We start from the raw sequence: 11,835 nt of genomic DNA, 5'->3' as shown, positions 1-11,835 counted from the left end.
ATATCTACACCTACAATTAGATGTGTATCGGAAATTCTTTCTATTAGTTGATTTTGTTTGTCTTGCATTTTAAAATTCATAGTATGGCTTCCTCCTTAAGATTTTGAGTTAGATTGGTCTCTATACTCGTATCTTACTGAGAAGCTCTATTTTTTTCAAACCTGATATTTAACGATCTACAGGAATGCTTTACTGCACCGTTAGCTTAAGTACATTTCTTCACAATCTTCTGTATAAAATTAAACATAAATATCCAATTTCTACATTAAGTGTCAATCCACAATCTGGCACTATAAAAGAAAGGACGCGTTCCTCAATAAACGCGCCCTTTAATGGAGTAACACTTAACAGTATTAGCAGTCTTTAGTAAAACAAATTAGACCACTTCTCGATAAATATTTAATTGTAAAGGCGTATATTTTAGTGGTAATTTGAACTCCTCAAAATTTTCTATTTCACTAAAAAAATCTTCTAATTCCCCATCAGTATCAAAATACCATTCTGACGCTTCCAATTTAATTAATGGGTTTGTTGGTTCAAATACAAATTCACAATGTAGTTGTTTCATGCCCATCTTCTTCATTAGTAAATTGTCTCACAAATTCGAAATAAAACAACTAAACTGAACGAAACGTTCGCCTGGTATGATGCTGGTGATTGTCCCCTCTTTAGTACAGTACTCAGATTAGACTAAAACGATCATTTATTTATATACAGTGTTGAGATTGTCTTAGCTTTAAATACTCACATTACTCCCAAATGAACCTGTTATTTTCATCAATAAGATCATCGACACTTGAAATGATAAAGTCAGCAAGCGGATTCAGTTCTCTATAAGATCCAACACCCGACATTACACCTACTCCAAAACGAACGCTGCTGTTTTTAGCCAACTGCATATCAATGATCGTATCCCCGACTATGACAACTTCTTCTTTTTTTAGAAGAAACTTTTTACAGAATTCTTCAACCACTTCCGGATAAGGCTTTTTCTTATATAAATCTGCAGTTCCTAAAAATTGGACTGCATCCTCAATACCTAAGTGTTGTAAACAAAGTTTTGTAGTTTCATAATCATCCGCCGTAGCAATTCCCACAATGATCCCCTTATGTTTTAGGGAAGAAAAAAGTAAAGACAAATCACAAACCGGTTTTACATTATCTATATGTTCTCTCGTTTTTATTAGCAAACGCTCTGATAGCCATTGATGTAAATGCGGCTTAGCATGAGGTAATACTTGTTGAAAGGACTCTGCAATATCTACTGACGTCCCACTTGCTAAATATCCTTTTTCATCAACTTCGCCATTTCTTAATCCTATTGAATCACACAATTGCTCTTTTAAAGTTGTACTGCCCTTATCCTCCATAGAGTCCAATAACTCATCAATGATTTCATAAGTGATTTGAATCCATATCTCTCTAAATTGTAATAAAGTACCGTCTTTATCAAACAAAATACCTTTAATTTCCAAAATCAATTCTCCTTGTTTTCTCCACAATTATATGAGAGCTGTTATAAAATCTATAAATTACTATTTAATTTTCGAACTTAATACTAGCCACCTCCAAACTACATAAAATACAATATTTATACACAAAAATCCCCTTACACAAATAAATATACAAGCATTTTATTGATAACGTGTAAATAATTTGTAAATAATTGCGAATTTCATAGTTAAAAACTCAAAATATCATATATACACATCATTCAAGTTTATAATTTTCCCGCTCAACTTATCCTACTTAGAAATTCTTGATTATCATAAAGTATTGGTTAGAGGTTAGATGTGACTAGAGGCAATCCCCAATAGACCATTCGCTTCGATTTTTCTGGGGTTTTTATATTAAAAACAACAATACTTGCTAAGATTTTACTATCTATTTCAAATTCACATGAATTTAGTTGTGGAATTATGTGAATTTGTGTTATTAATAAAAAAGCAACACTTTATTGCAGAAGTAGGTGAAAATATTGTTAGCTCATGAGCGCTATGAAAAAACAGTAGAATTACTGCGAAAAAATAAATCGATAAAAGTGTCTTCTGTTACAAAACTATTTGGCGTTTCCACCGAAACGATCCGCAGGGATTTAGAACATCTTGAAAAAGAAGGATATTTGCGACGTGTTCGGGGAGGAGCAGTATTGGACGATGTGAATAGTAACGAAATCAACTTCACATTGCGTGAAACAAAACATATTGAGGAAAAGAAGGAAATAGCTGAGATTGCCACAGGCTATGTCACGGAAGGACAATCCATCGCACTAGATGTAAGTACAACAAATACGGAATTTGCCAAAGCTTTAAAAAAGAAATTTCAGCGACTTACCATATTAACCAATTCCTTGGTTATTGCGAATGAACTTGCAGAAATGCCGCATTATACGATTTTGATGCCGGGGGGAGTGCTCCGGAATGAAGAGTTGTGCATCTTAGGTCAGACCGCGGGGGAGTTTTTCAAAGGATTTCATATCGATACATTTTTTATGAGTATCAGCGGCATTTCGTTGACGGAAGGACTAACGGATTACGGATTAGGTGAATACCAAGTAAAAATGAAGATGCTGGAGAATTCTCGAAATTGTACTGTTTTAGCAGACAGCAGCAAATTTGATGTAGCATCCTTATTGAAGGTTTGCCAGTTTGATAGGATTGACCGAATTATTTCCGATTCCAAGTTGTCGGAAAAAGTGTTGCAGAAGTACGAAAAAGAAGGAATCGAGATCGTAAATAAATAGAAATGATACCATGTTACGTTGAGGAAAAGTGAATGTTGGCTTTTCCTCTTTTTATTTGGTTAAAAATGCGAAAATGTGATTATTTGTGTTAATTAACATTAAAATCACAATAATTTACTTTAAATTAACGCTATCTTAATAATTATTGTGTATTATTGTGTTGAAAATAGGTTGTTTGTGGTAAAAGTTATTTTATTGTGTGTTTTTGTAGATGACTAAAGAGGTCGAAAACAAATCAATACAAGCATTAACAATTTTGCCGTTTATGTTACCTGCTTAGACAGTAAATACCTTGGAGACAAACAAGTGTTAGTTCCTCTAGATCTTTCATATTGGAAGATACAGAATTCAATTCAGAAGATTTTATTCCTTCTTTTTAGAGTTAGGTAACATTAGGGAAACACAATTTGATTTACCAACTTTAGGAGTAAAGTTATCTACTGAAAAAAATGAATATAAGAGGGGGGAGTGGCGGGATCCATGATATGAATTCATTCTTATTATCAGAATTTAAAGGATTTATTATTGATAAAATCAACTTTAAGTACCTTAAAAACAGCTTTACTTACATTGATTTTTGGAATTTTCATTAGACAGGTCTTAATTGAAATAAATAAAAACATATTGTGAAAAGAGGAGTAGAGCAATGAAAGACGAGCAACTAAAAAATGATGCGGAAAAATTGTCAAATACTATCTTTGAAAAAGGAATGGATCGACGTAGTTTTTTGGGAGGTACAACGAAGATTGCCGGGCTTACCCTTGGATTATCGCTAATAAACTCACTAAATCTTGAGGCAGCTGAAGCAACATCGAATCTTGGTTTGCATAATAACCCCGATTTAGTGTTTCCAGTTATTAGTGATGTGCATATTTTGAAGAGTGGGACAACGGATCTGCAAAAGTGGGGCAGCGCATTGCATCAATTGAATGAATTAGTACCTAAACAAGATGCTTTCGTTGTTGTTGGTGATTTAACAGAGTATGGTTACGTAGAAGAGTATGATCGCTTTATGTCTCTTTATAATATCAAAAAACAACCGCAGGCTGTATCTATGATTGCAATCGGAAATCATGACTATTGGAATGGTTTATCAGTAATAGATTCTCAAAAACGATTTATAGAGAAAACGGGAATGGAGTCGATTTACTACCATAAGGTCGTCAAAGGTTATCATTTCATTGTTCTTGGTACGGAAGATGGTAAAACAGAGGGAACCTTTTCAGTGAAGCAAATTGAATGGTTGGGTGAACAATTAAAGATAGCAAGCGCTGATGATCCGAAAAAACCAATTTTTGTCTTCCATCACCAGCCTATCAAAGGAACCATTTATGGAAGCGAATGGGGCTTCTCTGCAAATAGAGACCTTTTTTACGATACTTTGAAAGAATATCCGCAAGTAATCACGTTTTCTGGTCATACACATTATCCATTAGATGAACCAAGAACAATCCACCAAAAGGATTTTACTACCCTTGCAACTGCTTCTCTAAAAAATATGTGGGTTGAAGCTGGGTATCTTCAAGGAGAATTACCTAAAGGAGCCGACACGTTTAGCCAAGGTCTAATAGTAGAGGTTCATGGAGACAAAGTGTTCATTCATCGTCGTGATTTTACTCAAAATGATTGGATAGGCGAACCATGGGTAATTGACTGTAGAGGTAATAAGAATTCATTCAAATATACAGAAATGAGAGAACAAGTAAAACCTCATTTCCCAAAAGGGTCAAGCATTTCGGTTATTGATGCCACTAGTACTGAGATGAATATCATGTTTACTCAAGCTAATGATAATTTACTGGTGCATTCTTATAAAGTAGTGGCAAAGAACAAACAAACAGGACAAATAGCGAAAGAGTTCCGGGCTTTTTCAGAATTCTACAAAGATCCAGTACCTAATCCATTCGTTCTACCAGTTAAGGGATTACAGCCTGGTACAAGCTATAGTATCGAAGTATATGCAATTGATTCATTTGGGAATATAAGTGACACATTTTTGAAAATAGATGGAATAACGAAAGCATAGGCCACTCTCTAATTTAGCTTTAAATTTCAGGAGAACGATAGGAGGACATTTTGATGGAAAACAAGCCGTTAAATCGTCGTACGTTTTTAACATTTATGGGAACAGGTGCTGCTGCCCTTGCTGCTGCCACTTCTGGTTTAGGTATTCTAAGTGAGACAGCCCATGCCGAAACTGACAACCTATTACGTGTTAAACCGAAGAAAAAAGGATTTGAATTTCAACCTATTGACGCTACAACCAAAGACGAACTCGTCCTTCCTAAAGGATTTAAATATGATGTTGTAGCCGCTTATGGCGATGTAATTAATAGAGAGGGAGATACATTTGGTTTTAACAATGACTTTACCCTCTACTTTTCTATTGAAAATTCAAGTGAACGAGGCTTATTGTGGGTTAACCACGAATATACGAACCCTCTGTACGTGGAAGGAGAAAAAGTAAACGGCAAGTATACGCCTGCCCAAATTGAGCAGCTTCTTTACAATCAAGGCGGTTCCATTATTGAGGTTTACTATGATAAGAAAGATAACAAATGGAAAATGGATACTTCTTCTACTCACGCTCGAAGAGTAACAGGATTAACACCTTTTATGCTTACTGGACCGGCAAAAGGAACAAAAGCGGTAAGCGGCGCAACACGTGTACAAGGTACATTCGCCAACTGTTCAGGTGGAAAAACAATATGGAATACTGTTTTATCCTGTGAAGAAAATTTCGAAGACACTGCCCAGAATGCCGGACTAGACCAAACTCACTACGGCTGGGTAATCGAGGTAGATCCATTCGATCCAAATTTTGAGGTTCGCAAACATACCGCACTCGGACGTTTTAACCACGAAAATGCTTCAATGGGAATTGCTAAAGACAGCCGTGTCGTCGTATACATGGGAGACGATAAAAAAGATGCTTGCGTATATAAATTTGTTAGTAAAAATAAATATGTACCTTCATTAGGAAAAGCAAACTCCCGTCTTCTTGAAGAAGGTACTTTATATGTAGCGGACTTTAAAAAAGGCAAATGGATAGCCATGACCATTGAGGCAGTACAAAAAGCAGCAGCGGGTAAACCAGAACTACTAGAAAAGTTCCAAACGCAAGGCGATGTCGTAACAAACTGTCATGAAGCGGCTATCCTTCTCGGCGGAACACCAACCGATCGACCAGAAGATGTAGAAATTTCACCATTTGACAACACCATCTTTATCGCGCATACGAATAACGACAAACACGGAAATTTACATGGACACATTACTCGTTTCATTGAAAAAAATGATGACCTTGGAGCAACTGAATTTGAATATGAAATTTTTGCGGCTGGCGGACGTCAAAGTGGATTCAGTGCACCAGACAACTTAACTTTTGACAGCAATGCGAATTTATGGACTGTAACGGATATTTCATCGAGCAGCTTAAATAAAGATGCTTGGACAAGCTTCGGTAACAATGGAATGTTTGTTATTCCTACCATTGGGTCGGATAAAGGAATCGCCTTCCAGTTTGCATCTGCCCCTGCAGAAGCAGAATTAACCGGACCAAGTTTCACTCCGGATGAAAAGACCTTATTCTTGTCCATTCAACATCCTGGTGAAGAAACGAAAGATAAGAACAATCCTACAAGTACATGGCCACACCGTATAGGCGAAAAAACGCCACGTCCAGCAGTTGTTGCGATTACAGGATTTAAATTTTAGGAGGAAATAACATGTTGCAAAATATTGGAGTACCTGGATTAATATTGATTTTAGTTATTGCCCTCATCATATTTGGGCCATCTAAGTTGCCCGAAATTGGACGTGCTTTTGGTAACACATTAAGAGAGTTTAAAAACTCTACTAAAGATTTGATTTCTTCAGATGAGAAAGAAGAAAAGACGCAATCCAAGTAATGTTGAAGAAGATGTAAGCAACAGGCTTGCATCTTCTTGTTTTTAGGAAAGGAGAAGTTGTATGACTAATCAAGAAATGCTTTTGGTTGAGCACCTCGGAGAATTCAGGAAACGGTTAATCTATACTTTGATCGCTTTTATCGTTTTTTTTAATTGGATCATTCATTTATGTACAGGAAATTTACGCATGGCTTATCCGTGATCTCAACCATAATTTGGCTGTATTGGGGCCAAGTGAAATCCTCTGGGTGTATTGAAAATAATTCAAATTATGTCATCGAGCTTATCGGGTCCCCCTTTCTTATTCAATTAAATGGCAATTTCATGCAAAAAAGGACGCTAATCCTATTCCGGAATTGCGCCCGATACTGGAATAAGAATAACATATTTCTTTGTCTGCCTTTTTTACATAAAGACTCTTATAAACTGATGAAAAAGGATCTCCCGATCCAAGGATCCTTTTTATTGTTAATTCAATTAATGGCTCAAAGCTAACTCTTATTGAAGCCTTTACCTTCGTACCATATTTGAAAGATATAAATAAGAACACTCATAACTGTTAGAATAAGCAAATTATAAATTGGTGTTATTTCTCCTGATGCTAGTCCAATTATAAATTCTATAGGATACCAAATATAATAAATCATAACTCCACCAAAGTGAATACCATATAGGTGCAAAGTCCTGCATGGAAATTTAGAAAATACTTTTTCATAGGCCGGAATTCATTGTTAATTTTCTGTAAATTCCTCCATATCCTAGACTGGAGAAGGTCAATCCGGCACTTTCTAACATCAAAACTAGACATCTTTCTGCCTAATCAAACGTTTGATTAAAACGACCACAGACCCTTTAGAAAAACGAACTTTAGCCTGTTTTCAAGATCATTTATTGTCGAGGAAATATTCTCGTTTTTACCTCACGTTTCTGCAAATCTAGCCCAAAAATACAAGCCTCGACTAAATGGAGAGAAATTTAGCAAAAGGTGCTGATTCCGTTCTAAATAAAAAACTCGATGATAGATTGCTAGTAGGCAATGCGATGGCCGAGCTAATGTTCCTCTATTATTTTTTCAAATTTTATGGAAGTGGTCCCAAGAGAAATGTGTAAAAAATCAAACTGGAATAATACGGGTAAGTAGCTATAGTTACATAAAGTAAAGAAGCATCTTTTCGAGGTTTGTGGTTAACAAAACCGGAAACCACAGGCACCATCCTGTTGGGCGTGACGAGATTTAGTAATGTACTTAAACAATCTGATGCTTGCACACAAACTGGCAGTAATCATGAAGTTTATAATCCTACTCCATTTTTATTAGATTAGGATTATTTTGTTTGCCTAGTTTGGATGTGTAAATCAGATGAATTATTAAGTATATTTTGAGTTTTTGTAAAACAATTGTATTCCATGAAAAAGTACTCTTTTTCTGTGTTATAACTTGATTGACGTTAGTTTGATGACAACGAAATGCCTAACTAAATTTGAAAGGTGCTGTTTTATTTGTTAAATTCCACCGTTCAGTTAAGTGATTTTAGTATAAATACATTACCTTACATGTTAAACCATGAGTTCAACAGAATGAAGAAAGTGAAAAATATTATCTTATTAATTGGGGATGGGATGGGTTTTTCATACACTACAGGTCTTCGTTATTTTAATCATGACTCCCGATTGGGGCTCATGAACCCTACTTTATTTGATCAATACTTTGTCGGCACACAATCGACCTATTCATTGGATGCTAAAAGTAACATTACAGACTCAGCTGCAGCAGGTACTGCTTTAGCAACAGGCTATAAAACCTATAATGGTGCACTTGGCTTGAATATTGAAAAACAGACGGTTCCGAGTATTTTAGAATATGCCAAATTTCGTGGCAAATCTACTGGGCTAGTAGGAACGAGTCAGATCAATCATGCTACTCTTGCGGCGTTCGCCACACACCATGAATCCCGAGAGAAATATAATGAAATTGCTGATGATTATCTGGATGAACGAATTAATGGAAAGCACAAAATAGATGTAATGTTAGGGGGAGGAACCTCATATTTTTCTCGAAATGACCGAAATTTAGTAGAAGAGTTTATAAAAAATGGTTATGGTTATGTCACAAATTCAATCGAACTTTTAGCAGATCGGAACGAGAAATTGTTAGGCTTATTTGCACCAATGGAACTTCCTAAACACATCGATCGCTATTCAACAACGGTACCTTCTCTGTCACAAATGACCGATGCTGCACTTAAACGCTTGCAGCAAAATCAAAATGGCTTTTTTCTTTTAGTAGAGGGAAGCCAAATTGATTGGGCGGGGCATGACAATGATATTGTTGGAGCCATGAGTGAGCTTAAAGACTTTGAAGCAGCTTTTAATGTGGCCATACAATTTGCACTAAATCGGGAGGATACCATCGTTGTTGCAACAGCTGACCACTCTACTGGCGGGATGAGTATCGATCGAAATGGTAATCACAAATGGAATCCAAGTGTAATAAGATCCATCAAATCAACACCAGCCGTTATTGCAGCAGAGTTGCATAAAACAAAAGAATTATCAAGGATAACACGTCACATGCACCTATCTCTTCATATGGAAGACTTAAAAGCCATCCAATCCACATTAGAAATGGAAGTAGAAGATACAAGACAGGCTCTCATTGACATCATCAATCACTATTCCAGCACCGGCTGGACTACAAAAGGTCATACCGGTGAGGATGTCCCCATCTATGCATATGGTATAAATAGACATAAGTTTAGTGGAAGAATGGAAAATAGTGATATAGCCAGGATTCTGTTTGAGATGATTGATTAAGAAACAGTTTTTAAATTTAATGTACCAGGCACACCTGAAGGATTGGTTGTGCCTGGTTTTTACTTATATTAGAGAAGGAATTACCTCTTTAGCTCTACTCCATTTCTCGACAATCCTCACGCTGAATAATATAAGAAATTCCTAGTTGTAGCTGGATTCCGCGCAAAACTAATCAAACGATTGTATAAAAACTATTCATGTCATAACTAGTCTACAATTGTAGTAATCTAACCTTTGGTAAAAGTTTATCAAAAAACAGCGTAAAACCCCTAGCTTTAGATGAGGGCACTGAAAAAGTCCGCTTCAATAAAAAGGGAGTCAATTGCTCGATTTTAATCGAGCGATTGACTCCCTTTTTGCTTTATACTGAAGATATCAATGTATGTAGGTGGTATCGAAATGATTTCAAATCAAGAAACGCTCAAACTTAGCCCGTTTATGGCGATTTATAATATCGTCGTGCCGAAAGATAATATGCTTCGTCAAATTAATGAATTAGTGGACTTCAATTTCATTTTAGAAGAACTAAAAACAAAATATTGTCTTGATAATGGCCGAAATGCAGTATCTCCCATCCGTATGTTCAAATATTTACTATTAAAATCAATCTATGATTTATCAGATGTAGATTTGGTTGAACGCTCAAAATATGATATGTCTTTTAAATATTTCTTAGATATGGCACCTGAGGATCCAGTCATCAATTCAAGTTCATTAACGAAATTCCGTAAGCTCCGTCTTCAGGATGTGGGTTTATTAGACATGCTTATTGGAAAGACGGTTGAAATTGCATTAGTAAAAGAAATCATTCAAAGTAAAACTATTATTGTCGATGCCACGCATACAAAAGCACGTTATAACCAAAAAACACCTAAAGAATTTTTACAAGAGAAGTCGAAGAACGTAAGAAAAGCTGTTTACCAAATTGATGAATCAATGAAAGAAAAATTCCCATCCAAACCAACTTCTAACGAAGTAAAAGATGAAATAGACTACTGCCGTCAAGTTATTGAAGTAGTGGGAGAGACAATCACAAATCGCTGCAATTCCAGCTGTAAAAGAAAAGTTGAACGTCCTAAAAGAAGTAGTAGAGGATTATGAAGAACAACTGAACTATTCAAGTGATCCAGACGCACGTGTTGGTCATAAAACTGCGGACTCTTCTTTTTTTGGGTATAAGACACATATTGCAATGAGTGATGAACGAATAATTACAGCGGCAGTGATAACAACTGGGGAGAAAAGTGATGGAAAATACCTTAAAGAATTAGTCGAAAAAAGTAGAGCAACAGGCATCGAAGTTACATCGGTGATTGGCGATACAGCGTATTCAGAAAAAGAAAATATTCAATATGCCAAAAAGGAAGAATTTCAGCTTATTTCAAAATTAAATCCACTAATCACACAGGGTGGTCGTGCAAAGGAAGATGAGTTCGAATTTAATAAAGATGCAGGCATGTACGTATGTAAAGCTGGGCATATGGCAATTCGAAAAGCGCGTACAAATAAGAAAAATGTAGGGAAAAATCAACGTCAAACCTATTACTTTGACACCGAAAAATGCAAAGTATGCACTTTCCGTGAAGGCTGTTATACAGAAGGGGCGAAGAGTAAAACATATTCGGTGACAATTAAATCGACCGAACATAAGGAACAAGAAACGTTTCAAAATAGTGACGAGTTTAAGGAACAGGCTCGTTCACGCTATAAAATTGAAGCCAAGAATAGTGAATTAAAACATGGACACGGGTATGATACAGCATCTTCTGCGGGTCTATTCGGCATGGAAATCCAGGGTGCCACGACAATATTCGCCGTCAATCTCAAGAGAATTCTCACGCTTCTGAAAGAAAAAGAATAAAGAAAAGTGATAAAAAACGGCAATTTCTTGTTCTAAATTGAACGAGAAATTGCCGTTTTTTTTATCTCACCATGCTTACATTTTTAAAAACGCAAGTTTTTCAGTGCCCTCCTTTAGATATGGGGATATAAGCTTGTTTTTTTGTTTTTTATTTGGAAAATGTCAGGGCACTTACTATACTTTCTATAAACCTATTTGGTATAATGAAAGTATAAATAGAACATTTGTTCTTTTTGAGGGAGGTGAACGAAATGTATAGTGCCTATAAAATACAAATACATCCGGACCATGAATTGTTTGATTACTGTGATTCTCTATGTTTTAAAGCGAAAAATTTGTACAACATTACCAATTACTATATAAGGCAGGTTTACACGGCGCTCAAAAAAGAAACGAGAAACGAAAATCAACTTAACGTTCTCATGGATATTGAAACACATTTACCTAAAATGAATGAGATTCGCCAGAAAAGTCATGAAAAAGCGAAGGTAAAACCTAAGAAAGTA

Annotated in this window: 7 protein-coding genes and 3 pseudogenes; 8 read left to right on the top strand and 2 right to left on the bottom strand. The window is 35.8% G+C overall.

All coding sequences use genetic code 11. The annotated features are described in order from the left end of the window. Positions 1-376 precede the first annotated feature (376 nt). Together TR08_RS24160 and TR08_RS24155 are read right to left on the bottom strand one after the other, a co-directional pair. Positions 377-568, bottom strand: a complete 192-nt coding sequence (locus tag TR08_RS24160; RefSeq protein WP_052427618.1) for a hypothetical protein — start codon at positions 566-568, stop codon at positions 377-379. A 181-nt stretch (positions 569-749) separates the two neighbouring features. Then, the gene (locus TR08_RS24155) at positions 750-1,475 is read right to left on the bottom strand and encodes an HAD family hydrolase (RefSeq protein WP_052427617.1); all 726 of its coding nucleotides are present in this window, start codon (positions 1,473-1,475) and stop codon (positions 750-752) included. A gap of 503 nt (positions 1,476-1,978) precedes the next feature. Between TR08_RS24155 and TR08_RS24150 the strand changes: the two genes are divergently transcribed. The 8 genes and pseudogenes from TR08_RS24150 to TR08_RS24120 all read left to right on the top strand — a co-directional run. Then, positions 1,979-2,743 (top strand): DeoR/GlpR family DNA-binding transcription regulator, encoded by a 765-nt coding sequence (locus TR08_RS24150; protein WP_045522601.1) that lies wholly within the window; start codon positions 1,979-1,981, stop codon positions 2,741-2,743. 646 nt (positions 2,744-3,389) lie between these two features. Further along, the gene (locus tag TR08_RS24145; protein ID WP_045522599.1) at positions 3,390-4,769 is read left to right on the top strand and encodes a metallophosphoesterase; all 1,380 of its coding nucleotides are present in this window, start codon (positions 3,390-3,392) and stop codon (positions 4,767-4,769) included. A gap of 53 nt (positions 4,770-4,822) precedes the next feature. After that, positions 4,823-6,460: a PhoX family protein gene (locus TR08_RS24140; RefSeq protein ID WP_045522597.1), complete on the top strand. Its 1,638-nt coding sequence runs from the start codon at positions 4,823-4,825 to the stop codon at positions 6,458-6,460. Between the two features lie 11 nt (positions 6,461-6,471). Continuing rightward, entirely contained in the window at positions 6,472-6,654 is a 183-nt protein-coding gene (locus tag TR08_RS24135) for a twin-arginine translocase TatA/TatE family subunit (protein WP_045522592.1), read from the top strand. Positions 6,655-6,715: 61 nt separating this feature from the next. After that, positions 6,716-6,908: pseudogene (locus TR08_RS34090) on the top strand (twin-arginine translocase subunit TatC); the annotation flags it as partial. Between the two features lie 1,324 nt (positions 6,909-8,232). Continuing rightward, positions 8,233-9,468 carry an alkaline phosphatase gene (locus tag TR08_RS24130; protein ID WP_193747842.1) on the top strand — a complete coding sequence of 412 codons (1,236 nt, stop codon included), beginning with the start codon at positions 8,233-8,235 and terminating at the stop codon, positions 9,466-9,468. Between the two features lie 399 nt (positions 9,469-9,867). Next, a pseudogene (locus tag TR08_RS24125) lies at positions 9,868-11,329 on the top strand (IS1182 family transposase). 251 nt (positions 11,330-11,580) lie between these two features. Beyond that, a pseudogene (locus TR08_RS24120) lies at positions 11,581-11,835 on the top strand (RNA-guided endonuclease InsQ/TnpB family protein); the annotation flags it as partial.

Origin of the sequence: Neobacillus niacini, assembly GCF_000759675.1 — a bacterium.
In the GTDB taxonomy this organism is placed as follows: domain Bacteria; phylum Bacillota; class Bacilli; order Bacillales; family Cytobacillaceae; genus Neobacillus; species Neobacillus niacini_A.
Note: the sequence above shows the minus strand (reverse complement) of the source record. Positions and strands in the feature narration are given on the sequence as shown.

Coding starts and splice junctions, on each gene's coding strand:
- TR08_RS24130 (WP_193747842.1), top strand. CDS start 8,233: ATGAAGAAAGTGAAAAATATTATCTTATTAATTGGGGATGGGATGGGT.
- TR08_RS24145 (WP_045522599.1), top strand. CDS start 3,390: ATGAAAGACGAGCAACTAAAAAATGATGCGGAAAAATTGTCAAATACT.
- TR08_RS24160 (WP_052427618.1), bottom strand. CDS start 568: ATGAAACAACTACATTGTGAATTTGTATTTGAACCAACAAACCCATTA.
- TR08_RS24135 (WP_045522592.1), top strand. CDS start 6,472: ATGTTGCAAAATATTGGAGTACCTGGATTAATATTGATTTTAGTTATT.
- TR08_RS24140 (WP_045522597.1), top strand. CDS start 4,823: ATGGAAAACAAGCCGTTAAATCGTCGTACGTTTTTAACATTTATGGGA.